Origin of the sequence: Nonlabens spongiae, assembly GCF_002117125.1 — a bacterium.
Lineage (GTDB): Bacteria > Bacteroidota > Bacteroidia > Flavobacteriales > Flavobacteriaceae > Nonlabens > Nonlabens spongiae.
This window is the reverse complement of the sequence record NZ_CP019344.1, coordinates 733051-758450: the sequence shown is the minus strand read 5'-3', so window position 1 is coordinate 758450 and position 25400 is coordinate 733051. Positions and strand designations below refer to the sequence as shown.

Annotated in this window: 19 protein-coding genes, 1 other RNA gene, 1 pseudogene and 1 riboswitch; of the genes and pseudogenes, 13 read left to right on the top strand and 8 right to left on the bottom strand. The window is 40.9% G+C overall.

Annotation, left to right across the window (positions count from 1 at the left end; genetic code table 11):
- Nucleotides 1-116: 116 nt before the first annotated feature.
- The 7 genes and pseudogenes from BST97_RS03480 (at nt 117) to BST97_RS03445 (ending at nt 5861) form a co-directional block, all read left to right on the top strand.
- Nucleotides 117-1200: pseudogene (locus tag BST97_RS03480) on the top strand (N-acetylmuramoyl-L-alanine amidase).
- Nucleotides 1201-1270: 70 nt separating this feature from the next.
- On the top strand, nt 1271-2224 hold the full coding sequence (locus BST97_RS03475; RefSeq protein WP_085765932.1) for an MlaD family protein: 954 nt from the start codon (nt 1271-1273) through the stop codon (nt 2222-2224).
- 3 nt (nt 2225-2227) lie between these two features.
- A complete protein-coding gene (locus tag BST97_RS03470) occupies nt 2228-3583 on the top strand; it encodes a (Fe-S)-binding protein (RefSeq protein ID WP_085765931.1) in 1356 nt (451 codons plus the stop codon).
- Nucleotides 3584-3587: 4 nt separating this feature from the next.
- Nucleotides 3588-4019, top strand: a complete 432-nt coding sequence (locus BST97_RS03465) for an LNS2 domain-containing protein (RefSeq protein ID WP_085765930.1) — start codon at nt 3588-3590, stop codon at nt 4017-4019.
- A gap of 136 nt (nt 4020-4155) precedes the next feature.
- The gene (locus BST97_RS03460) at nt 4156-4947 is read left to right on the top strand and encodes a (Fe-S)-binding protein (RefSeq protein WP_085765929.1); all 792 of its coding nucleotides are present in this window, start codon (nt 4156-4158) and stop codon (nt 4945-4947) included.
- A 6-nt stretch (nt 4948-4953) separates the two neighbouring features.
- Nucleotides 4954-5151, top strand: coding sequence for a hypothetical protein (locus BST97_RS03455; protein ID WP_085765928.1), 198 nt, complete (start codon nt 4954-4956; stop codon nt 5149-5151).
- 227 nt (nt 5152-5378) lie between these two features.
- The gene (locus BST97_RS03445) at nt 5379-5861 is read left to right on the top strand and encodes an ABC transporter ATPase (protein ID WP_085765926.1); all 483 of its coding nucleotides are present in this window, start codon (nt 5379-5381) and stop codon (nt 5859-5861) included.
- Between the two features lie 58 nt (nt 5862-5919).
- Here BST97_RS03445 and BST97_RS03440 read toward each other — a convergent pair whose 3' ends face one another.
- On the bottom strand, nt 5920-8814 hold the full coding sequence (locus BST97_RS03440) for a M16 family metallopeptidase (protein WP_085765925.1): 2895 nt from the start codon (nt 8812-8814) through the stop codon (nt 5920-5922).
- A 226-nt stretch (nt 8815-9040) separates the two neighbouring features.
- On the opposite strand from BST97_RS03440, the gene BST97_RS03435 reads away from it, so the two are divergent.
- Nucleotides 9041-9409, top strand: a complete 369-nt coding sequence (locus tag BST97_RS03435; RefSeq protein ID WP_085765924.1) for a hypothetical protein — start codon at nt 9041-9043, stop codon at nt 9407-9409.
- A gap of 42 nt (nt 9410-9451) precedes the next feature.
- On the opposite strand, the gene BST97_RS03430 is transcribed toward BST97_RS03435, so the two are convergent.
- Together BST97_RS03430 and BST97_RS03425 are read right to left on the bottom strand one after the other, a co-directional pair.
- Nucleotides 9452-10714 carry a Y-family DNA polymerase gene (locus tag BST97_RS03430; RefSeq protein WP_085765923.1) on the bottom strand — a complete coding sequence of 421 codons (1263 nt, stop codon included), beginning with the start codon at nt 10712-10714 and terminating at the stop codon, nt 9452-9454.
- Nucleotides 10714-11124, bottom strand: a complete 411-nt coding sequence (locus BST97_RS03425; RefSeq protein WP_085765922.1) for a LexA family protein — start codon at nt 11122-11124, stop codon at nt 10714-10716. Before BST97_RS03425 ends, BST97_RS03430 begins: the two co-directional genes overlap by 1 nt.
- Nucleotides 11125-11285: 161 nt before the next feature.
- On the opposite strand from BST97_RS03425, the gene BST97_RS03420 reads away from it, so the two are divergent.
- Both BST97_RS03420 and BST97_RS03415 read left to right on the top strand, forming a co-directional pair.
- Nucleotides 11286-15140: an Eco57I restriction-modification methylase domain-containing protein gene (locus BST97_RS03420; RefSeq protein ID WP_085765921.1), complete on the top strand. Its 3855-nt coding sequence runs from the start codon at nt 11286-11288 to the stop codon at nt 15138-15140.
- Between the two features lie 3 nt (nt 15141-15143).
- Nucleotides 15144-15947: a hypothetical protein gene (locus tag BST97_RS03415; protein ID WP_085765920.1), complete on the top strand. Its 804-nt coding sequence runs from the start codon at nt 15144-15146 to the stop codon at nt 15945-15947.
- A 287-nt stretch (nt 15948-16234) separates the two neighbouring features.
- Here the strand turns inward: BST97_RS03415 and BST97_RS03410 are convergent, their stop codons facing one another.
- The 5 genes from BST97_RS03410 to BST97_RS03390 form a co-directional block, all read right to left on the bottom strand.
- On the bottom strand, nt 16235-16483 hold the full coding sequence (locus tag BST97_RS03410; protein ID WP_085765919.1) for a DUF5053 domain-containing protein: 249 nt from the start codon (nt 16481-16483) through the stop codon (nt 16235-16237).
- A gap of 606 nt (nt 16484-17089) precedes the next feature.
- Complete coding sequence (locus BST97_RS03405) at nt 17090-17332, bottom strand: GIY-YIG nuclease family protein (RefSeq protein WP_085765918.1); 243 nt, start codon at nt 17330-17332, stop codon at nt 17090-17092.
- A gap of 489 nt (nt 17333-17821) precedes the next feature.
- Nucleotides 17822-18237, bottom strand: a transfer-messenger RNA (tmRNA) gene (ssrA, locus tag BST97_RS03400).
- 170 nt (nt 18238-18407) lie between these two features.
- Nucleotides 18408-19955 (bottom strand): FMN-binding glutamate synthase family protein, encoded by a 1548-nt coding sequence (locus BST97_RS03395; RefSeq protein WP_085765917.1) that lies wholly within the window; start codon nt 19953-19955, stop codon nt 18408-18410.
- A gap of 70 nt (nt 19956-20025) precedes the next feature.
- Nucleotides 20026-21180, bottom strand: a complete 1155-nt coding sequence (locus BST97_RS03390) for an ABC transporter substrate-binding protein (RefSeq protein WP_085765916.1) — start codon at nt 21178-21180, stop codon at nt 20026-20028.
- A gap of 167 nt (nt 21181-21347) precedes the next feature.
- A riboswitch (cobalamin riboswitch) is annotated at nt 21348-21562 on the top strand.
- Nucleotides 21563-21589: 27 nt separating this feature from the next.
- Between BST97_RS03390 and BST97_RS03385 the strand changes: the two genes are divergently transcribed.
- The 3 genes from BST97_RS03385 to BST97_RS03375 all read left to right on the top strand — a co-directional run bounded on the left by BST97_RS03385 (nt 21590) and on the right by BST97_RS03375 (nt 25304).
- The gene (locus BST97_RS03385; RefSeq protein WP_085765915.1) at nt 21590-23428 is read left to right on the top strand and encodes a TonB-dependent receptor plug domain-containing protein; all 1839 of its coding nucleotides are present in this window, start codon (nt 21590-21592) and stop codon (nt 23426-23428) included.
- Between the two features lie 9 nt (nt 23429-23437).
- Complete coding sequence (locus BST97_RS03380) at nt 23438-24466, top strand: YncE family protein (protein WP_085765914.1); 1029 nt, start codon at nt 23438-23440, stop codon at nt 24464-24466.
- Between the two features lie 121 nt (nt 24467-24587).
- Nucleotides 24588-25304, top strand: a complete 717-nt coding sequence (locus BST97_RS03375; protein ID WP_085765913.1) for a DNA-3-methyladenine glycosylase — start codon at nt 24588-24590, stop codon at nt 25302-25304.
- Nucleotides 25305-25400: the final 96 nt, after the last annotated feature.

Sequence of the window (25400 nt, the reverse complement as noted above, 5' to 3'; positions counted from 1 at the left end):
TGTTCTGGTCTGGTTTTTGAAATGTCAAAACTACATATAATTTTCAAGCGTTTTTTGATAATTACGCTTTCGCGAAAGCGTAACGATTAACAAGGATCATACCGCTATAACTATTTATGAGAACGTACCTATTTTACATTATTGCCCTACTGTCCTTACAGGCCCATTCAGATACTGGAATTGAGCGAGATACCACCAAAATATTTCAGGCAAATACATTTACCGTAGTGCTTGATGCGGGTCACGGCGGCAAGGATCCCGGTAAATATTATGCTAAAACAGCAGAGAAGGATATTGCTCTGAGCGTTACAAAGCTCGTAGGAGAGATGCTGGAGAAGAATAAGGACATCAAAGTCATTTACACCAGAAAAAGCAGACAAATTTCTGGAGTTGTACCAGCGCGCTGATATTGCAAATGATGCCAAAGCTGACTTCTTTGTTTCCATTCACTGTAATGCAGCTGATAGTAGAGCGGCAAAAGGGAATGAGACCTTTGTACTGGGACTGCACAGAAATGCCGATAACCTAGAGGTGGTTAAAAGAGAGAATGCGGTTATACTTCTGGAAGAAAATTATGAAGAAAAGTATGTAGGATTTGACCCGACAGATCCTTCCAGTTTTGCAAACATGCAGTTGATCCAAGAAGAATACCTGGACAACAGCATCCAGATGGCGGCACAAATACAGCAAGAATTTCATAAAAACCTTTCCCGAAAGAACCGAGGAGTTAAACAAGCAGGTTTTGCTGTATTGCGACTGACCTATATGCCTAGTGTTTTGATAGAGACAGGGTTTATCACAAATACTGAAGAGCGTAATTTTCTCAAAACCAAGGCAGGTCAACAAAAAGTGGCTAAGTCGATCTATGATGCCATATTAGATTACCATCAAAATCGGGACATCAATGCCTTTGAGGTTGAGCCCATTTCTGAACTTGAAATTAACGAAGTTAGTGCTAATTCAAGCACGGTCTATAAAGTCCAACTCGCAGCCAGTAGTCGCAAACTACCCGCAAAATCCTACAATTTTAAGAAGCTTCCAGAGATTTCCAGAGAACAAGAAGGCAATATCTACAGATATTTTGCAGGATCTACAAACGACCTGAATGAGATCAAAAAATTGCTCCAAGAAGCTAAAAATAAAGGTTATAGCAGCGCTTTCATCGTAAAATACGTGAATGGTGAGCGATCACGACTCTAGTTGTACTAAATAAATGTTAGCCCCACTTTACTAGACTACAGTATATTTACATTTGTGTAAAAGCGCATTCATGAAATTTTCTAAAGAAATCAAGGTGGGACTATTGACGGTAGCGGCAATAGCCTTATTCATTTTTGGATATCAGTACCTTAAGGGCCGCAACCTCCTTCAAAATGATCGGGTTTTCTATGCAGTCTATGATAATGTGGAGGGTCTTACTAAATCTGCTCCTGTAACTATCAATGGATTACGTGTAGGGAATATAGACGATATCGAGTTTCTGGACAATAGAGGTAGACTGCTCGTTAAGTTTCATGTAGATGAAGCATTCAGTTTCTCTAGCGAAAGTTCTGCCCAAGTGTACAGCACTAGTTTAATAGGAGGTAAAGCACTTTCCATAGTGCCTAAATTTGACAGTACTGCTCCGGTGGCTAAGCCTGGAGATACCTTGCCTTCTAAAATTGATGAAGGTTTTCAGGGGGAAATGATGGACCAGTTCTTACCTTTAAAAGATAAAATCGAGCATTTTGTGGTAACGGCAGATACTGTTTTAGAGAATGTAAATAGAACGCTGAACCCTAAAACTAGAAAGGCGATTACTTCAAGCATAGAAGAGCTCAATCAAACTCTGGTTGAATTTAAAATGCTATCTCGCAACGCTAACTCCCTGCTTGCAGACAATAAAGAAAATTTGAACCGTACTCTTGCTAATCTTGACACTACAACCGCTAATTTTGCCAAAATATCAGACACGCTTGCTCAAGTAGAGATTGCGGGAACTGTCAAAGAAATGGAAGCCGCCATTGCAAAGGTTAATGATGTCCTAGATAAGGTAGGTAACGGTGAAGGTAGCCTAGGTAAGTTGATGACAGATGATGCGCTCTATGTGAATCTTGAAAAGATGAGTAAACAAGCAGAAGAACTGATACAAGATATTAAACTGAACCCTAAACGTTATGTACACTTCTCGGTTTTCGGAAAGAAGCCAGGAGAGTATGAAGAACCAGAAAGTCGCGACCAATAATCCATGGAATTTATAGCACCTATTTTATTTGCCCTTGTTTTAATAGCTGGTATAGGCTATTTCACGATGAACATCAAAAAAATGATCCGCAACATTAAGTTGGGACGTGAAGTAGATCGATCTGATCGTAAAAACGAGCGTTGGGCTCAAATGACCCGCATAGCGCTGGGGCAGTCTAAAATGGTCAAGAGACCCATCGCAGGCTTCCTTCATATCATTGTCTACGTAGGATTTGTCATCATTAACATTGAGGTACTTGAAATCATCATAGATGGTCTTACGGGTCAGCATAGAATTTTTGCTCCGTTTCTAGGTCCTGTCTATGATTTCTTGATCGCCACTTTTGAAATTCTAGCATTTCTAGTTCTTATTACCGTCATTATTTTCTTGATCAGAAGAAACGTGATGAACATTCGTCGTTTTCTTGCTAGAGAATTAAAAGGCTGGCCTAAAAATGATGCGAATTACATTTTATATTTTGAGGTTGTACTCATGTTGTTGTTCTTAACCATGAACGCGGCAGATGTTGCTATTCAGAACGGCGTTGCCGCTGGAACTTTTACCAGTGAGGCCGCTTCACATTACGTTCAAGCCGGTAGTTTCCCGATCAGTTCATGGATCACCCCACTTTTTGATGGGATGAGTTTTGAGACACTGCATATTATTGAGCGGGTTTGCTGGTGGTTACACATCGTGGGAATTTTGATCTTTTTGAATTATCTCTACTGGTCCAAGCACTTGCACATCATGCTGGCCTTTCCAAATGTTTACTTGGCAAAATTGACACCAAAGGGTCAATTTACTAACATGGAAGCCGTGACTAAAGAAGTAAAAATGATGATGGATCCTAATGCCGATCCGTTTGCCGCTCCAGAACCTGGTGAGGAAGAAGGAGAACCAGAATCGCTGGGTGCAAAAGATATATTTGATTTGAACCAGGTGCAGTTACTAAATGCCTATACCTGTACGGAGTGTGGTAGATGTACATCTGAGTGTCCTGCCAATATTACTGGTAAGAAATTGAGCCCTCGCAAGATCATGATGGATACGAGAGATAGGCTGGAAGATGTAGGCGCAATCATCAATAAGAACGGCAAGTTTGAAGACGATGGTAAAACCCTTCTCAACGATTATATAACGACTGAGGAACTCTGGGCGTGTACCACCTGTAATGCATGTGTGGAGGCGTGTCCTATAGGTATAGACCCGCTGAGTATCATTATGGATATGCGTCGTTACCTTGTTCTAGAGAACAGTGCCGCACCTAATGAACTCAACATCACCATGGGTAACATAGAAAATAATGGGGCACCATGGCCTTACAACCAGATGGACCGCCTGAACTGGGCAAACGAATAAATATATGAGCAACCAAAGCTTTAAAGAAGCACTTAACGCAGATGGAACTACGGCTAGTCCCGTACTTCCTGAAGGCGTAAAAAATTATTTGATTGATATAGACGGGACCATCACAGAAGATGTGCCTAATGAGGAACCAGAACGCATGGCGACCTGTGAGCCGTTTCCAGACGCTCTCAAGACCCTCAATGAGTGGTATGACGATGGTCACATCATCTGTTTTTTCACTTCTCGTACTGAGGAACACCGTGAGGTGACAGAGAACTGGCTTAACAAACACGGTTTCAAGTTCCACAGTCTCTTGATGGGAAAACCCAGAGGTGGTAACTACCACTGGATTGATAACCACATGGTACGTGCCACACGTTATACGGGTGAGTTCACGCATTTAGTAGAGAAGGAAGTGACGATTGAGGTTTTCAAAAACCACAAGTAAGGAGAGATTGTATTTAATGTTTACGCTTTCGCGAAAGCGGAATAGAAAATGACTTTGTAATACGGAAAAGGAGGAAAGAAACAACGAGAATATCAAGCCCGATAGCTATCGGGACTGAATTCTTAATTACATATTTATGAGTGAGAAATTAGTAGTACCTACGGCAGCAGAGTTCATCGCTCAGGGCAAACAGCCCGAAGTACTGTTTTGGGTAGGATGTAGTGGAAGTTTTGATGATCGTTCAAAAAAGATTACCAGAGCCTTTGTAAAGCTTTTAAATAAAGCTGGGGTAGAATTTGCCGTGCTGGGAGCCGAAGAAAGTTGTACCGGTGACCCTGCAAAACGCGCTGGTAACGAATTTTTGTTCCAGATGCAGGCGATGATGAACATCGAGGTTCTGAATGGATATGAGATTAAACGTATCGTTACTGCATGCCCACACTGTTTCAACACATTGAAAAATGAATATCCAGAACTGGGTGGTAATTATGAAGTTATTCACCACACCAGCTTTTTAAAAGACCTGATTGCAACCGGTCGTCTTACCATTGAAGGCGGTAAGTTCAAGGGAAAGAAGATTACCTACCACGATCCTTGTTACTTAGGTCGTGCAAACGAGATCTACGAGGCTCCGCGTGAAGTCATCGAGAAACTTGATGCCGCACTGGTTGAAATGAAACGCAGCCGTCGTAACGGTCTTTGTTGTGGTGCTGGTGGTGCACAGATGTTCAAAGAACCTGAAGAAGGTAAAAAAGACATCAACATCGAGCGTACAGAAGAAGCTCTTGATACCGGAGCTGATATTATCGCTGCGGCCTGTCCTTTCTGTAACACCATGATGAGTGACGGTGTGAAAGGATCTGAAAAAGAGGGTAAGGTAGAAGTGCTGGATGTCGCCGAGCTCATCGCCAGCGCAGACGATCTATAATCCTTTATGGATAAAAACAAAATAAAAGGTACGATTGCTTCGGCTGTCATTGCGGGACTGGTTTATGCGATTATCATGTCACTGTTTTATCAGTTTTTCAATGATGAACCATTCAATCCCAAAAAGTTACTGGTTGATTTTCTACTTTTTGCCGTTATCGTTGCTGTAATTAACTTCATTTCTAATAACCGAAGAAAAAAGTAGCAATGAAGCCATCTCACGAGCCTGACGAACTACCCTGGAAAACAAGATTGATTTATGTATCAGGTTATACTTTTCTAACTTGTATCCTGTATTTTCTAGCACGTTATTATATTTTGGAAGACCCTATAGGTTGGAAAGAGGGCCTGTTTTTTACTTCATTTCTATTCATAGGTTATTTAACTTTTAGTAAGTACTTTATAAAACCGAAGAAAAACAAACCTTAGTTTATGCTTGTTGATTTCAAAATACTCCCAGAAAATGCCAGAGTCTGGATTTATCAAAGCAACCGACCTTTTACCGAGGAAGAGCTCGTTGAGTTGAAACCTTTGCTTGACGAATTCTTGAAACAGTGGACGGCTCACGGTAAAGATCTACAAGCTGGCTACGATCTGCCTTATAATCGATTCATCGTATTAGGACTGGATGAAAGTCAAGCCGGCGCTACAGGATGTTCTATAGATGCTTCCGTTCATTTTATTCAACAGCTTGAGCAAAAGTTTGACGTAGATCTACTAGACAAGATGAATGTCACCTACAAAAATGGTCAGTATCTCGCTCATAAAGATTTGGCTAGTTTTAGAAAAATGGCAAAGGCTCGATCTGTATCCTCAAAGACTATAGTTTTCAACAATCTCGTACAGAACGTAGGAGAATATCGGGAAAACTGGGAAGTGCCTGCAAGTGAGAGCTGGCATGCTCGATTCTTTTAAAAACTACAAAAGCCTGATGAAGTTCATCAGGCTTTTGAATTTTAGGGAATTGTTGAAATTACTTTTCTTCAGGAAGTAGAATAGCAAGAAAATAATCTTTATTCAAGTATTTCTTCGCGGCGTCTTGAATTTCCTTCGCCGTCATATTTTCAACGGTTTTTTCAAAATTCAAGGCTTGGTTGATATCCCTCATCTCCATATCAGAGTTAGAAAGTGTGCTCAACCAGTATCTGTTCGTTTTGATTTCTTCTTTGTGTTCTAACAAATACCCTTCTTTTACTTTATTCAAATCTTTTTCGGTAGGACCTTCTTTCTTGATCTTTTCAATTTCTGCCTGAGTCGCAGCAACCAGTTTGTCTACATTTTCTGGACCACAAGGGAAAGAGATATTGAAATAGAAGCTAGGATAGCTCATCTTGCTCAAGCCACCTCTTGCGCCACCGCTGTAGATACCACCTTCTTTCTCCCTTAAGGTTTCAATGATTTTGATAGTCAGTACTTCACCTAGTGCATCCACAAGCAGATCATCCTTAGCACTGTACTCTGAAATCTCATAGCTCCAGCTCATTCTTACTTGACTCTTTTCATCAGTTCCCTTTCTAACTATTTTCTTACGAGTTCCCTGCTTTTCTCTCCAGTCATTGACCTGATACATTTCCTTACGGTTCAAGCTCGGTAAACTAGCTAGGTATAGCTTAGATAGTCTTTCTAATTCTGCCAAATCTACGTTACCTACGAAATAGAAATTAAAGTCGCTGGCATCTGCAAAGCGCTCTTTGTACAATTCATAAGCTCTGTCATAATCGGCTTCGTCATAAGATTCTTCAGTAGGAAAACCAGTATAACGAGGATTATCGCTAAATCGCTCTTTGTTAATTTCATTACTGAAATAGGTATTTGGATTAGCCATCATGCGACCGATGAATGATTTTTGTTTTGAGATAAAACTCTGATAAGCTTCTTCATCTTTATTTAAATCGGTAAAATAGAGGTGAATCAATTGAAACATGGTCTCTAGATCCTTAGGCGTCGCACTCCCGCTGAAATTCTCCGTATTTGTTCTAATACTTGGGTAAACACTCACGAGTTTTCCCGTCATGTACTTATCCATATCAGTTTGAGACAGGCCAGCTACTCCAGCTTCGGTTAGTCCACCGTTTGCTCTAATCACTTTTTTATAATCTTCATTTGAATACAGACTGGTACCTCCATAGCTGTAAGCCGACATTAAGATCTCATCATTTTTGAAGTCTGTGGGTTTTGCTATTACCTTGATACCATTAATCAATGTATAGGTGGTCGTTCCCAGCGCCTCGTTTTTCTCTGTATTCATGATTGAACCAGCTGTAGGCATTTCTTCAATCAGATTTTCTCTGATCTCTGCATCTTCATAAGGCTCAATCGTAGCGTTCTCAATCTTTTCAAGAACCTTCATTACTTGACTCTCAGTAGGTGGATTGTCTGTAGTAGGTCCTGTAAATACGATGGTGCGATTATCTTCATGAATATATTCGGTGATTTTTTCATTTACCTCTTCTACTCTGATTCCAGGGATGAGTTCGTTCATTTTTTCATAAGTCCATTCAACGCTAGGTGTAGCATCTTTAGAGAAATAAGATTGCACATAAGTTCCTACAATTCTAGAACTTTCTCTTTTATTCCTATCGTTGTAAAAGGTTTCGTAATATGATTTGTAAGCCGTTTTTGCTCTTTCTAATTCAGCTTTGTTAAAGCCATAAAGTTTCACACGTTGATTTTCTGTAAGCAAGGCTTCAAGCGCTTTCAGCTGACCGTCCGGAGCGCTACCGGCAAAAGAACTGTATTCATTTTTATTACGCGCTACGGTACCCCCATAGCTGCTAGAACCAAAAATGAAAGGAGGATCTGCTTTTTGTGTTAACTCCTGAAGACGGTTATTGATCATAAAAGAAAATAATCCATTCACTAAATCGTCTCTAAAATCAGCAACCGTAGTGGTAGGAGAAGATTTGGTTCTATCCTTATAAGAAATACTTACTGAGGCAAACGTTGCCTCATCATCTTGTGCGATGGCAATTTTTGTATCGTCATGATTAGGCAATTCAATAACGGGACGCTTTCTTGGCTTTTCAGCGGGCTTGATTTTACCGAAATGTTCCTTTATTTTTTGCTCCATGGTCGCGACATCCAGATCACCTACGGCAACTACAGCCATCAAGTCTGGACGGTACCAGTCGTTGTAAAAACGCTTAATGGCTTCTGGCTTAAATGTTTTAAGGATGGAATCTTTTCCTATAGGCAAGCGTTCAGCATACTTAGAACCATAAAATTGTACTGGAATGGTGATCTTGTTCATTCTATCACGAGCACCTTTTCCTGTTCTGGATTCTTCAAGTACTACACCGCGCTCATCGTTGATCGCATCTTCTTCTAATAACGCGCCGTGCGCCCAGTCTTCAAGAATAAGAAATCCTTTCTCCAGCTTTTCAGGGTCATCACTGGGTATGGGAAGTATATAAACGGTCTCGTCAAAACTGGTGTAGGCATTCAAATCTGCGCCAAATTTCACCCCAATTCCCTGTAAATAGTCAACCAACTCATTTTTATTAAAATTAGTTGTTCCATTAAAGTTCATGTGTTCCATGAAGTGGGCAAGACCTTGTTGATCGTCATCTTCTAGAACAGAGCCTGCATTAATTGCAAGTCGCAGCTCCACTTTATCCTCTGGTTTACCATTATTCTTTATGTAATAAGTCAGTCCATTATCTAACACACCCATTTTTACAGATGGATCCATGGGTATGGGCTGCTGTAAACCTTCAGACATTGCATGGTCAGAACTTAGGTTTACCGCTTCTTTTTTTACATCTGCTGTACTAGGAGGTGCATTTTTTGTTTGGGTTTTCTGTGATGGTGAGCATCCAGCAAGAAGGATTCCTGCGGCTACCATCATCGATAAAATGTTTTTAATCATGGTAATTGGTTTTAAAGAACTATTTATTTAGTTGTAAATATAGGTCACGCTATTGGATAAAGGGAAAAGGATTGATGAGAATTACGCTTTCGCGAAAGCGTAAAAATTAAACACACCTTTGATTTTTAAACGTTTAAAAGAATCTAACAATTTTACCAGTGGGTTTAACGTGGTATTAATTATAAGAGCGGTGTTGAATCATTATCTTCTAGTAAAATAAAACACCATGAAAAAACTAGTAACCATAATTACATTATTATTTATAACAGTAGTAGGTGCGCAAGATATTGTAGCACCGCCAGCTTCAGAAGAACAAAAAAATGAAGCGGTAAAAATGGCCGAGGCGCTTGATGGCGAATTAGGCTTGACTTCAAAACAAGAAATGATGTTTAGGAATAAGTATACAGAGTTCATCGCTAGGAGAGAGGCTGTCATGAGATCTAAACGTACTACTGCCAACAAAAATGATCTGCTTCGACAGCTTTACATTGAGCACGGTCGCGAGTTAAACGACATTCTCACCGTACCACAACGCCAAAAATTCAAACAAATACGAGAGCAACACGACCCATTAATTGTAATTGCTAAAGAATAATTATAAACTAATTATAAACCTCGACAGAAATGTCGAGGTTTTTTAATGATTGCATCTTATAGTGATGATCTCGTGTAAACGTGTCGTGTACCGCTTGCTTAAGTGCTCGCACCGCATTTTCCAAGTGGAGTTAAGGTCCTGGCCTGCAAATTTGATTTTCCCATGATTTTTTTTATTCAGATGGTCTACAGAGCTGAATAGAGCAGCGTGCTCTGCGGTTTCTTCTTTAAAAATAGCGAGCTGTCGGCTGTCGTTAGGTGCGAGTCCTAAGGCTATGACTCCCGCTTTTTTATAGAGAATACCTTTTAAAAAAATCTTTTGTAGACCCTTTAAGGTATATTGAGTCATAACGATGGTTGAATTAGTCGCGTAGGGAAGATTGATGGTAACGCTGTTGTAATACTTTCTATGCTCTTTCTTATGTGGGTTTGAGTGGATAAAGATCTGCAGGCTTTGGCAGCAGCTGTTTTGCTTTCTCAATTTTTCGGCAAGTTTAGTGACATAGGTGACTACTCTTTCGCGTAAAGCGGCATAATCAGTAATATCATTTTTAAATGATCGGGTTACTGCCATGTTTTTACGATCTGCCATTTCTTCAAGATCGAGCGTAGGTTTCCCAGAAAGATCGCGCTTGAGTCTCAAGCCTACCACGGTCATCTCTTTCAGAACGTAGGCATCGGGCAGTTGTGTGAAATCCCGTGCCGTGGTGACACCTATTTTTTTGAGTTTCTCCGCATAGCGCCTACCGATGCCCCAGACATCATCAATTTGAGTCCAGAGCAGCGCTTTTTCCATCAATTCTTCACTATCGATTACATGAACGCCACCGGTTTTATGTATAAACTTTTTGGCGATTTTATTAGCTACCTTGGCGAGAGCCTTTGTGGGCGCGATGCCTACGCTTATGGGAATGCCGGTTCCTTTTGTGACCTTAGAGATCATTTTTGCACCATATTCTCTCAAGTTGTGGTAGGTGAATCCTTCCAATTTTATAAAAATCTCATCTATACTATAAACCTCATAATCTGGACTGAACCGGCTCAGGATTTCCATCACCCGGGCGCTCATCTCTCCGTAAAGCGCATAGTTAGAAGAGAAGGCGTGAACTCTTTTGCTGGCAATCATATCCTTGATCACAAATGTGGGTGTTCCCATTTTAATGTTCAATTGCTTGGCTTCATTGCTACGTGCGATGACACAACCATCATTATTAGAAAGCACCACGACAGGCTTACCATTAAGTGCAGGATTGAAAACTCGCTCACAGCTCGCGTAGAAATTGTTGCAGTCGACCAGGGCAAACATTACAGACTTTTAATGGCGTGAATGACAATTCCCCAGATGAGGAATTCATTATCTGCCTTGACTTCAATAGGTGGATATTTGATATTTTCAGCAATGAGCCACACGCGATCTCGCTCGATCTTGATGCGCTTCACCGTAAACTCGCCATCGAGAAAACAGACGGCAATAGAACCATTAGAGGGCTTTTTGCTTTTGTCAATGATAAGCAAATCACCATCGTCCAGGCCGGCATCTTTCATACTATCCCCATTCACCCGGCCGAAAAAGGTAGTGCTCTTATTTTTAATCAGCTCTTTATTAAGATCTATCGCCTCATCCAGATGATCATCAGCAGGTGAGGGGAAGCCGCAAGAGATGGGTCCCAGATAGGGTATATCAAGTACAGAGGTGAGTGCTTTCTTAATCGTCATATTTGGATTATTTCCATCACAAAATTAGGAACTATTCCAATGTGGATATGTAATAATTCAATTTTTAGTTTTCAACAAGGTGTTACTTATATCATTTTCAATAGCGTTCTTAGAATTCTTACACTTTTGAGTATTTTAGAGCCGCTAACCAAGGGTAATTCATGGCATTATTTCAAACTTCTGTACTCAAGTCGCATCTCGCGCAACTGGATGTTGACACCGTAGATAAATCATACAAGAAATTCCAGAAATATTTTCATAACACTACTATCCAGGAAAATATCAGGGCCAATAAAGAGGAGCAATTCCAAGCCAAGTTCCTCGATGAGCTCTTTGTCAATATTTTGGGCTACACGTTAAGTCCCAAACCGGATTTTAATCTGACCACGGAATTTAAGAACGTGACCGATTCCAAAAAGGCAGACGGCGCGATTCTCAACGATGGTAAAGCGGTTGCGGTGATCGAACTCAAGGGAACCAAAACCAAGGACCTGGAGAGCATACGCCAGCAGGCTTTTGGCTACAAGAACAACCAGCCGGACTGTGTTTACGTTATCACGTCCAACTTTGAGAAGCTGCGTTTTTACATCAATGATGCTACGGAGTTTGAGGAGTTTGATCTGTTCTCGCTTTCGCGAAAGCGGTTCCACCTACTGTATCTATGCCTGTATAAGGATAACGTGCTCAACGATGTACCGCTCAAGATCAAGGAACAGTCGCTGGCAGAGGAGGAGGCGATTACCAAAAAGTTCTACAAGGATTACTCGCTGTTCAAGCGGGAGTTGTACCGCGACCTAATAAAGCGTAATTCCAAAACGGTAAAGGCTAAGCTTGCAGATTTGAACGAAAGCCGATCACCAGGCGCTTCGGCTCCGAGGTCATTGAGCGAAGTCGAAATGCTCAGCGACCACGGAGTCGAAGTGGGCGATCCCGATAGCAATCGGGACGAGGATTTAAAACGCCTGGAGAAAAATGTAAAGCTCACGTTATTCAAGAAATCTCAAAAACTGATCGACCGGTTCCTGTTCATCTTTTTTGCGGAAGACCGATTGCTATTGCCCTCTAATTCCACCTTGCAGATCCTGAACAAGTGGAAGGATGATGTGGATTTCGGCGACGAGCGGCCACTGTACGGTTTGTTCAAGCAATATTTTACGTTTCTTGACACGGGTAGAAAGGGAACGCCGCGACGTGCAGAAATTTACGCCTACAATGGCGGCCTGTTCAAACCCGATGCGATTCTCGACGCGCTGGAAATAGACAATGACCTGTTATACAAACACACCTTGCAGCTGTCCAATTATGATTTTGCCAGTCAGGTAGATGTCAATATTTTGGGCCACATCTTTGAGAACTCGCTTAATGAGATCGAGAGCGTGAATGCCGAGATTGAAGGCGATACTTTTGACAAACAGACCAGTAAACGCAAGAAAGACGGCGTTTTCTACACGCCTAAATACATTACCAAATACATCGTGGAAAACACGGTGGGCAAGCTATGTACCGAGAAGAAGGAAGAACTGGGCTTTGCCGAGGAGGAATATTTCAAAGGTCGTAAGAACCGGCAGGAGAAAACGCTTAAGCGACTGATCCAGATTTTGGACGATTACCGCGAGTGGCTGCTGTCGCTCACGATTTGTGATCCCGCCTGTGGTAGTGGGGCCTTTTTGAATCAGGCATTGGACTTTTTGATCAAGGAACACGAGTACATTGATGAATTAAAAACCAAGCTGCTGGGCGGTGGCTTTACCTTTCCCGATATCGAGAATACCATTCTTGAGAACAACATCTACGGTGTGGACCTGAATGAGGAAAGTGTGGAGATTGCCAAACTATCGCTGTGGCTACGCACGGCGCAGCCGCGCCGCAAACTCAACGATTTGAGCAGCAACATTAAGTGCGGTAACAGCCTGATCGATAGTAAAAAGGTAGCTGGCGATAAAGCTTTCAAGTGGGAAGAGGAGTTTCCGCAGGTTTTTAGGGCCAAGCCTAAGAGCGTTTATCACATTACCACTGCGCTCCACGATAGCCGTACTTCACACCGCATGAAAAAATATAAGGTGCGGGAAAATCGTGAGGCAGGAACAAATCCATATCCCAATGTGATCTATTTCACTCCAGAAGATGATCTGGTTATCACAGAGGCGATTAAGGATGTGATAAAAGAAAAGAATCTGGATGTTTTGGCCTATAACATCTGTGCAGATCATATCCATTTATTGCTGTATTGTGAACTGGAGGAAATTCCTGAGATCATACAGTTTATAAAGGGTAGGAGTAGTTATGCATTAGGAAAGCGTAATAATCTCAAGGGGCTTAAGCCCCTTGAGATTAGTACACCTTTAGGTAATGATAAGCCCGCTGGAAGTCAGAAAAACAAACCGCTCTGGTCTCAAAAATACAGCGCTCCTAAAGAGGTCACCACACAGGAACAGCTGGACAATACCTTAAAATACATACGAAACAACCGCTTAAAACACGAGCTGCCTGAACATAGTGACGAGCTCAAACAGATCATCAACGAGATGTGCACTACGCTAGAGGAAGCGCAGGAAAAAGGTGGTGAGCCTTCCAGAGCTTCAGCAAGATGGGGCGAGCCTTCCGTAGCTTCAGCGAAGGGAGGAGGATTTGATGTGGTGATTGGGAATCCGCCTTATGTACGACCTAGATATCAAAATGAAAAGGAAACTATCTGGTATCTGAAAAATTTCAAAGTTGCTGAAAACCAATTTGATTTATATCATTTATTTATAGAAAAGGCTCAATACTTAAAAAATCACAAAGGGATTGTTTCTTTTATTCTACCTAATGCTTTTTTAGCTAATAAAAACTCGCAACATCTGAGAGATTTTCTTTTAACTCACGCTAACATTTGGGAAATTTCAGAATGTGGAGATAAGGTTTTTGAAGATGCATCCGTTGATGTTTTAATTTATGTTTTTGGTTTTGAGCCACGTAAATCTGAATTTAAAAGGCTTAAAGAGAAGGAGTTTAGATTGATAAATAACTTTGATCAAAATAACTTTAAAAATAATGATGGCTTGAATTTTACGGTAACGTTGAATTCTAATCAAATAATAATCTTCCAGAAAATTAAGAGAAATTCGATTGCATTATCAAATGTGTCGAATACCATGGGTGGGATTAAAGAATATCAAATTGGAAAAGGTACACCGCCACAAGTCAGAAAGGACAAAGATTCGAGAAAATTCAATGCTAATTATAAGCTTGATGAGACTTATGTTAAACAAATACGAGGGAAACATGTTAGTCCTTTTTTATTGAAATGGGATGGCAACTATATTTCATACGGCATTTGGCTCGCAGAGCCTAGAAATCCAGATTATTTTTCTGGTGAACGAATATTTATTAGACAAATACCAGGTGTAAACAGATTGTATTGCTGCTTTTCCAATGAAGATTTTGTTGTAGATCAGTCAGCGTATATCGTTAAAGCCAAAACTTCTCATTCTTCTAATTTCAGATCTTTAGAATGTTTATTAAATTCTAGACTCATGTTTTGGTACTATCAAAATCAGAATAATGAATTTGATCGTTTATTTCCAAAAATTAAGTCAGGTGAAATTAAAATGTTACCTATAATCGAAAGTATATTCTGTGATAAAGCCAGAACTTTGAGCGAATCTATGCATTTGTTAAAACGAAACCACTTCGATAATATAGAAAAGTTCAAAGGCTATATCTCTAAAATATTATCGATCAAAATCAATCGCAAACTAGAAAACTGGCACGAGTTGGAGTTCGGCGAATTTATCAAGGAATTGAACAAAGCCATTGCCAAGGAAAACCGCCGGTGTCGCAAAGATGGCGTAGAAGAATTGCCCAAACTCACTAAAAAAGATGAGTTTGAGTGGATGGAGCTTTTTGAAGAAAACAAGAAAAAAGCCGTTGAGCTGCAACAGCAAATCACCACCACTGAGAAGGAAATCGACCAGATGGTTTATGAGCTGTATGGCTTGACGCAGGAGGAGATTGAGATTGTGGAGAATAGTTGAGAAATGGGATTGGATTTAAAAGTCGTGCTGAATAATCCTTTTGATCTACATGACCCTGTAGCTCTTGTACGCAAACTGGAAAAAAATTTAAAATTAGATATATCTTTTTTTGGGAAAGGATATTTGAGAGTTGATAAACTCAGTAAGCTATTCTTTGATTCATGGAATTTTGAGCTGGGCTATCACAGCAAAAAAACATCGACTCGCCTATTACCTTTTAATGAGTTTAAAATACCTAAAGGATATGGTTTTCACAGCATAACAACCGATGTCATAACTAAAGCTAACTTTGATTTTACCTATTTGGGATGGATTCTGGAAATGCAGAATAGTGTTTGGAACGCTGATATTTTGTTATTCAATAATTTGCTTGAGAGCTCTTTGTATTTCCCTTGTAGATGGGTACATTTTGAGGATGCCGCAAATGCCCATTTTGAATGGTTCGATCTTGAATTGTTTATTCCATATTTGAAAATGATCCATCAATTTGGACAGGTCTGTCAGACCAACCGTATCTGGTTTTTTCATGACAATAGTGATTATTATCATAAATTCGAAGAAATGCGAGATTACGAACTATGGAAAGACTTTGATACATATATGCTGTGTCATAGCAAAGGAAAAGTAAAATGTCTGAATAGTTTCTTAGTGAGTTCTGAAGTCAAATTATCTGATCTATCGAATGAAGCAGAGGTTTTCTATCTCGATATTGATAGAGAACTAGATAGTATTGATTTAATTAAAGAGATCCAAGGTTTTTCAGATCATTATCTAGAATTTTTAAGAACTTATAAATCATATTCATAGAGTCTTGGGTTCAGATTCTGTGAGGATGATGTCGATTGACATCAAGTTAAGATTTTAAAATTGAAAATAATAATTGTTAAATGCCCTAGTTCCTAAATACCCAATCGTTCTATAATGCGATCTTAGAAATGATCCACAACAGCGATCATGAGTTGATGATCATTGTACCTTATATCAGAATGACCAACGAGATTTTCGAGGCTTATAATTTTGAGTAAAAAAATATACCCTCATGATATTCATAACCATGAGGATTTTGTAATTTCAAATTGTAACGTGCTATAACGCTATATCGCGTCAGCGCAATTATTTATCCTTGCGGCGAGATCTTGAAGAGCGCTTTTGAGTTGTTCACGTTCTTGTTCCGTGATCTCAGATTGACCACCATTACTGTTTACACCGTTAATCTTTTGGTTGAGCCAAGAACGCGATTTTCCAAAGTATTTTTTTGAGATTTGGGCCCATGAGACATCTAAAAGGATGTCATTGATGCTTGTACGAAGCGACGTTTTGTTTGATATTGATTCAGTAGCCATAACTAGGAGTTTTAAAGGTTTGCATTTTGATTCATCTCTAGCAGAGATTCACTTGCCTTGAGACAGGTCAGGTTTGTATATCCATTAGCGAGTCGTAGAGGTTTTGAATATACCATTCCGTTTCCACGGTGGTATTAGGATAAGCTCTTTTGTAATTACGGATTGCATGGATTAATTCGGCTTCCGCATCGGTCAATTGAAGTATTTCCATATATTACGAATTACATAAGAGTTCGAATATAATATACATTTGTATATTATACAAGTTTTAAAATGAAGTTTGCCGGTTCTTAGAATTTTCTCTAGAAAAAAGCCCTACTTCGCTCTTCGCTAGGCTCAGAGCTTCGTAGGACACGCCCTTTTCTAATTTTAAGCTTTAAAAAGAGAGGTCATACCAATCATATTGATTGGAAGTTTTCAAACCTAGCGTAGATGGAGTTCTCCACCGTAGCCCATTCGAGATTTTATATGATATCCAGATAAAAAAAGTAAGCCCTACTTCGCTCTTCCATACCTAAGAGCTTCGTAGGGCGTAGGAGACGAAAAACAAAATTGCTAGAGAAATCAAGGGTGTGGAAGTTTATACTGTGACCATCCCTTGTTGTTTCAAACTAACCGCTTATTCCTAAATGCAATCCCTGAGCCTGATTTCAGATACCGTTCAAAATCGTAAGCTTTCTTTTTGTCTATAAATTGGCTTAGTTGGACAACGGTTACAGGAAGTCGAGTTTTTGTAAATGAAACTTCTCCGTTTTGATGAGCCTCGAGACGTTGTTCAAAATTAGAACTACAACCCGTGTAAAATTTCCCGTCGTTGCATTTTAAGATGTAAACCGTGTGGAACTGCATTTTTGAATATAATTGTAATTGAAAATTACGAATTCTATGATGGAGTTCTTGAATGAAATTATTTTGAGATTTTGAACGACATCGTGACTGAAATAAGTCCTACTTCGCTCTTCGTTACCTCAGAGCTTCGTAGGACACGTCCTTAAAAAATTCTAAATAATTTTTGAGTTAGAACGTCTAGAATACAACGTACAATTTGAAAATTTCGGAAGGTGGAGTTCTCCACCGTAGCCCATTCGGGATTCTGAATGATATCTGGATAGAAAAAAGTCCTACTTCGCACTTCGTTACATCAGAGCTTCGCAGGACACGCCCTTTATAATTATCAAGCTTTAAAAAGAGAGGTCATACCAATCATATTGATTGGAAGTTTTCAAACCTAGCGTAGGTGGAGTTCTCCACCGAAGCCCATTCGGGATTCTGAATGATATCTAGATAGAAAATAAGCCCTACTTCACTCTTCGCTAGGCTCAGAGCTTCGTAGGGCGTAGGTGGAGTCGGAGGGGTTCGAACCCTCGTCCAAACGAGCGACTTCATCGCTTTCTACATGTTTAGTTCCTATTTAGATTTTCGTGGACTTGCTGGCCAGGAACCACCTGCGCATCCCTTATCTTCACTCATCCCGATAGCTATCGGGAGTTCTCCGTCGCATCAAAGCCCTGCGACAGATAGGTTTATTTTTACGAATTCTCTAGATCAAGTGCCATAAACCAAGGCCTTTGAGAGAATTCCTGCTTGTCTGCCTTGCAGACCGAGGCACTATCCTACTATGATTCGGATTATGCAGCTAGGGCGTAGTTATTCTCGCCGTTTAAAAAAGATGAATCATGAGATTTAAGAGCTATGGCCCAGCGCTCTACATGCTTACGATCAACCCGGTCTCGCTGTCAAAACCAGTCGACCCCAATCTGCTGCTCTCGCAGCGGTCGATTGCTCGCGCAATCTTAAATTCCAAATTCCAAATTCCAATTCGATATTCGATATTCGATATTCGATATTCGATATTCAAAACAAGGATTTGCAAAAATAAAGTATTACTATACTTGATCTCCTAAAATCATACCAAAATTACACATCAGTGATTTCCTCCTAAATGCTGGCAGTCCATCACGGATTGCATGCCTTTAAAATCGACAGGTGTTTTCTGATATTTAAATACGTATTCCAGCGTTTGGGTAAGGTTTTGATCGCCCAGACTCATGTCGATATCTTGCATATCAAATTGGCAGGGGTGCTCGTGACCTGCGGCGTGTGTGATTTCCAGCAATTCTTTATTGAACTTCTTGAAATAGCTGGCGAGGCGTTCTGCTTTTTCTGGTACTACGATACCACGTTGTAACCACGGATTCATGGTGGCGATACCCGTAGGGCAGGTGTTATTATGACAGGCTTTTGCCTGAATACAGCCTATGGAAATCATGGCTTCTCTGGCAACATTGATCACATCAGCGCCCATGGCAAAAGCCATTGCAGCATTTGCTGGAAAGCCTAGTTTACCGCTCGCGATGAAGGTGACTTTTTGAGTCAGGTTGCGCGCTGCAAATACTTTATAAAGTGCGGTAAAACCGTGCGTCCACGGTAATGCTACGTGATCTGCAAAGCTGGGCGGCGCGGCTCCGGTACCTCCCTCACCGCCATCTACGGTAATATAATCCGGTCCTTTTCCAGTTTCAGCCATAAGGTCTGCGAGTTGTTCCCATTGATCTGTTTTACCGATGGCGGCTTTGATTCCTACGGGTAGTCCTGTGGCATCTGCCATGGCTTCAATAAAATCTACCATTCCCTCGATACCATCAAAGGCGCTGTGGGTAGGAGGGGAGAGTACATCTTCACCCATGGGAACGCCTCGTATCTCACTGATCTCCTTACTGATTTTAGAAGCTGGAAGAACACCGCCTTTTCCAGGTTTTGCTCCTTGGGACAGTTTCAACTCAATAGCTCTCACCTGTGGGTGATCAGTAACTAGTTTTTTAAGCTTCTCCATGGAGAAATTCCCATTTTCATCGCGTACTCCAAAATATCCCGTACCGATATGAAACACAACGTCAGCACCTCGCTTGTGGTAAGGGGACAAGCCACCCTCGCCAGTATTGTGGTAGGCATTGACTTTCTTGGCACCTTGGTTCATCGCATCTACCGCTTTCGCCGAAAGGCTACCATAACTCATCGCCGAGATATTGATCACACTCGCTGGACGGTAAGGTCGCTTTCTGTGGGAACCTATAACCTTGGCACAAGGCACAAAGTCGGGTGCGTTTTTAGTCACATGATCATTTTCCACTTTATAGGGAATCATGGCATTGTTCACAAAAATGTACTGATGGGCGTGAATGTCACGATCGGTTCCGAAGCCCTCGTAATTGTTTTCATTTTTGGCACTGGCATAGATCCAGCCGCGCTCGATACGATTAAAAGGAAGCTCCTCTCGATTGTTTGCCACTATATACTGACGCAATTCCGGCCCGATGCTTTCCAGCCAGTATCTAAAATGACCAACTACGGGAAAATTTCTTAGGATGGTGTGGTTCTTATTAAAAATGTCAAGCAGGGCGACAATTAATATAAAGAGCAACACGTACCAATACCACGCAATAGCGCCTAAAAACTCCAGAGCGGCTTCCATAAATTTTTCTTTTCAGTAAATATAAGCTGGTTTCCCAGCTCGTAATATTAATAGCTTTTTTTGATTGAAACTACTTATCCAGCGGACTGAAGAAATACAACTTGTGATCTAACTCCATCTCAGGGTGCAAGATCTTCACTAAATCCTTCAAAACCAGATCGGGTCGCATGGCAGCTTCTTCATAATAAGTCACACCTCCCTTAGCACCCTTGTTTTTGGCAAAGGTGTAAACATTCCTTTCTTCAAATGCCTTAAATAGGGTGTAAGCGTTTTGATCATGTCTCATTTTCTCATAGCTGGTGTACTGACCCGGAGCGATCCAAAAATCGGCGGTGCGGGCGTCTGCTAAGACTTGTTCTATGTTGTAGGCGAGTGATCCCGTACCGCTGGTATCGGCATAAATGTAATCACCACCTGCATCTTTGAGAATTTTTCCCTGCCAGCTGTCGCCATAGGGCAGGTACCAGGTGTCTTTCCACGTGGCACCAGCTATTACTGTGGGTTGATCAAGATTTCTCACTTGTTTTTTGACATTTAAATAATCACGCTCAATCTGATTGAATATTTTGAGTGCCTCGTCATAGCGATCATACAACAGCCCATATACTTTGATCCATTCTGCCTTGCCTAATGGGTGTGGCTCGACCCAATCTCCATTATAAATTAAGGGAACTCCAGCTTGTTGAACCTTTTTATAGATAGCGTTCTCATTGCTCACACCATAACCCATCACCAGGTCAGGCTGGGCGAGAAGTATAGCTTCTACATCCATACTGCTATCGATTCCCAAATCTGTGATTTCTCCTTCATCAATCAATTTACGCACTTCAGGACTTGAAATATAATCTGTCGAGGGGAAGGCTTTTAAGGTTTGCTCTTTTCCTAAAAGAACCAGTGGTGGAACATGCGTGGTACTCGTTGCGATAAACCGTTTTATGGGAATTTGAATTTTTACGGCATTTTGATCTTGAACTTCATCACTTGTGGTGAGCAAGTAGTGATAATCTTGATCAGCCTCTGGCCAGGGATTGGTAATGGTCAGCAAATATCCTTCATCAATAGGCTCAATTTGAAATCCAGTAGCGTATTTGATGTTAATGATTTCTCGATGCTCGGTCTTTTCCTTTTCTGTTTTTTGAGCTTGCGTTTCCTCTCGGCTGGCTTCTTTGCAACTCAGCAGGATACAGAATAACGCGATTATTTTCAGGTAATGATGTTTTTGCATGGTCAAAGCTACTTCAAATAAATTTTCATCAGAAAATATTTATCATTCATCTTACCATTGCGAGATTAGAGCTACATTTGCCGCCAGATTTGGTTTTGAAGTTTTCAGGATTTTGGGATGTTTGTGGATATCTCGCTTTCGCGAAAGCGAAACTATAAAGAAGTCCATACTGAGCACATCGATTAGGTTCAGCGACCACTTGTGGAAGTACGAAAGCGGAAGATTAAAAGGGAAACTGGTGTGAATCCAGTACTGTTCCCGCAACTGTAAACAAATGGTGATGCACCAGCCGTATAAACGGCCACCCGTCAAGAGCCACTGGGAAACCGGGAAGGCGAGGGGTGTTTGAAGTCAGGAGACCTGCCTTATCTCTATAAAGTGAAACACCTTCGGGATAGAGGTAGGACTTATGACTAGAACCATTGCATTTTGCGGTCTTTGTGCCGTACTGTTTTCATGTAGTCTATTTGCCCAAAACGGCAAAAGTGAGGTGCTTGACACTGTTTTGCTCGTGGACCGGCAAATCAAGCGCTATTCTACCGGTCAGAAAATTCAAAAGCTACCCGATTCCCTGCTGAAAGCGACTCCAGGAACACTCACCGATCTTCTTGAAATCAATACATCGCTGTTTTTCAAACAAAACGGTTATGGGATGGTCTCATCACCCACCTTCAGAGGAACAACAGCCCAACAGACCGCGGTAATATGGAATGGATTCAATATCAATTCACAGCTGAACGGTCAGACCGACTTCAATACGCTTGTGGTAGATGGTTTTGATGAGCTGGACGTGCGAGCGGGTGGTGGGAGTGTGATCTACGGGACCGGCGCGATAGGAGGGAGCATCCACCTTCAAGACAAGACAAAATTCAATCATGGCGTGGAGGCCTTTGCGAGCGCACGATACGGTAGTTTTAAAACCTTTCAAAATCTGCTTAAAACGGATTACTCTAACGACAAACTGAGTTTATCTGTGGCACTTTCAAGATTGTCCTCAGAAAATGATTATCCCATTTTAGAGACTGATCGAAGCAATGAAAATGCTGCTTATGAACATTATACTGCAAACCTGAATGCCGCTTACAGAATGGACGATGATAATACGTTGTCTTACCACGGGATGTATTTTAATGGTAATCGCAATTTTGCCTTGCTTTTCCCCACAGATCCGCGCACAGGTTATGAAAATGATGATCATAGACATTTAATAGAATGGGAATCAAAAGGGGATCAAATTATAACAGTCCTGCAAGGCGTCTATTTTAGGGAGCACTATGATTATATATCAAATCTTGAGAATCCGAACCCAGTAGGTTCTACAGTCAATACTTACAAAGGTCGATACTCCCTATTTTTTAATCCAGGTCGCTGGGAGTTGAGCAGCGTAGCTGATTATGAGCATAATACCGCACAAGGAGATGATATTGAATCCCAAAATAGGAACATTGCCAGTCTGGCAGTTCTTGGAAAGTATAAATTCAAAAAACTGACCACAGAATTAAGTGCGAGACAAGAAGTGACTGATGTATATAACGTTCCCTTACTTTATAGCATAGGTGCAGATTATCGCTTGAGTAATTCAATCAATCTAATGGCTAAAGCATCTCGCAATTATAGGATGCCCACTTACAATGATCTTTTTTGGCAAGGTGCTGGAAATCCTGATCTAGAACCAGAAAACAGTTATCAGGCAGAGGGCAGCGTGGTCTTAAAAAGTAAGAATCGCAAACATCAGTTTTCAGCGACGGGATATTATAATGACATTCAAGACTTGATACGCTGGATTCCCGACTCAAATAATGTATGGCGACCGGAGAACGTGGATGAAGTCATTAGTTATGGTGGTGAATTTAATTATCAGGGAGCTTTTCAGATAGGCAAAACAGTTCTTGATGTCAACTCAGGATACGCTTACACGGTTTCAGAAAATGGAAGGACGGGCAACTCTCTAACTTTTATTCCTAAACATAAGTTCACATCTCAAATAAACTTGAGATTAAAATCCATTTCCCTTAGTGCACAAAACAATTATGTGGGATCAGTTTTTACCAGATCAAATAATGATCCTGATGAAATACTAGAGGATTATTTACTGAGTCATATAAGCGCCTCTTACACCTTTTCAAAACTTAAAGAGTTAACGCTTTTATTACAAGTACGTAATCTCGTTAATGTAAACTATCAAACTACGGAAAACCGTCCCATGCCCGGGCGTCACTTTTTTATCACTTCAACAATTAAATTCTAATTTTTTATCATGACTAAGTTTTACAAACTATTATTAAGTGCCTTTGCAATCTCTATCCTGATCGCTTGTAACGGTGACGACGATGTTCAAGCACCACGTGGAGCCTATGAGAATGGGACGATTATTCTCAATGAGGGAGGTAGTGCAGGAGGTTCCGTTTCTTTTTTAACTGAAGATCGTACAGAACTTGCTGCCGACATTTTTGCCAATGTCAATGATTTGCCTGGAGCTGGACTCTTCTTACAATCTATTTTCTTTGATGATGATAGAGCGTTTATTATCTCAAACGGATCCAATGTGATCAATGTGGTGGACCGGTTTACTTTTGAATTATTAGGTACCATTGATTCCCAATTGAGCGTGCCGCGCTATGGTGTGATCTATGATGGAATGGCCTACGTGACAAATCAAGCTGATTTCTCCACAGATCAGGACGATTATCTTGCTATCATCGACCTTAACACCTACACAATAGAGGAAACTATTGTGATAGGAGGTACTGGTGAGCGCATGGTAATTGCTAATGATGCTATAATTCTTCAAAACGCTTCTTACGGCTTTGGTAATGAGTTGAGAAAGTTTGATCCAGCAACCAGAACTTTTTCAGCTCCACTAAGTGTGGATGCAGGTTTGAACTCAATTCAATTATTGAATAATCAAGTTTACGCTCTGGATAGTGAAGGAGTTAAAGTTATCGACCCGGTTAATTTTACCATCACAAGATCTCTTTCTGCGGGATCATTGTCTCCAAGTAATCTGCGTGTAGCAAACAATCAATTATATTATACCTCTGGTAGTGCTGCCTACAGCGTTTCTTCAACGTCCACAGCACTTTCTACAACCCCTATTTTTGATTATGGGAGCAGTTCATTGTATGGAACTTTTTATGGATTTGATGTGAATGAAGATCTTATCTATGTGGCAGATGCAGGTGATTTCACCTCAGAAGGCAGCATCTTTATCTATAATACTAATGGCGAACTGATTTACGATGGAGTGTCTGGAGATATCGCACCTAACAGTTTTTACTTTCAGTAATTCCAATTTCATCATTTTAAAACGGCAGGGAAACCTGTCGTTTTTTTTTGGCCTTGAATTTTTAGGATATTAAGGAGTTTTTAAGTGTTACGCTTTCGCGAAAGCGATATTTTTAAAATCTATGAAACTTCCAGCAAGCTATTACCAGCAAAATGATGTGGTTCATATCGCCAAGGACCTGATCGGGAAAGTGATTGTCTCCATGGTGGACGACAAGCGCACGGCAGGAATTATCACCGAAACGGAAGCCTACCGCGGAGTGGGCGACAAGGCTTGCCATGCCCATCTAGGCCGATTTACCGATCGCACCAAAATCATGTACGAAAACGGTGGAGTCGCTTATGTGTACCTTTGTTATGGGATTCACAACTTGTTCAACATCATTACCAATACTGACCAGCAGGCAGATGCCGTTCTGATACGCGCCGCTGAGCCTACTGAAGGGATCGAGCACATGCTGCACCGACGCGGTAAAGAGAAGCTCGATAAGACGCTAACGTCTGGACCTGGAAATTTCAGCAAGGCTTTTGGACTGGATCGGTCGCATTATGGGGAAGATTTGACTGGGGATTTAGTGTGGATTGAAGATGCAGAGGTTTTTGCACAAGAGGTGGCTGAGCGGAGTCAAAGCTACCTTGACGATAGTTCTAAACAGATCACTTCGGCTCACTTCGACTTCGATCAGCGACCGCCGCTCAATGATATTGGTTCAGATAAAATTATTTCTAAAGAGGATATCATCACCTCAAAACGCATAGGCATCGATTATGCTGAAGAAGATGCGGACCTACCTTGGCGATTCTATTTATGGAGTAGCCAGTTTGTGAGTAAGAGGTAGGAGGTGAGTTTGTAAGTTGTGAGTAAATGTATCGCTGGAAGGAGTAATCTTAGGCAAATTAATAAAAGATCCAGCTTAATTTGTCAAAAGTAAAAT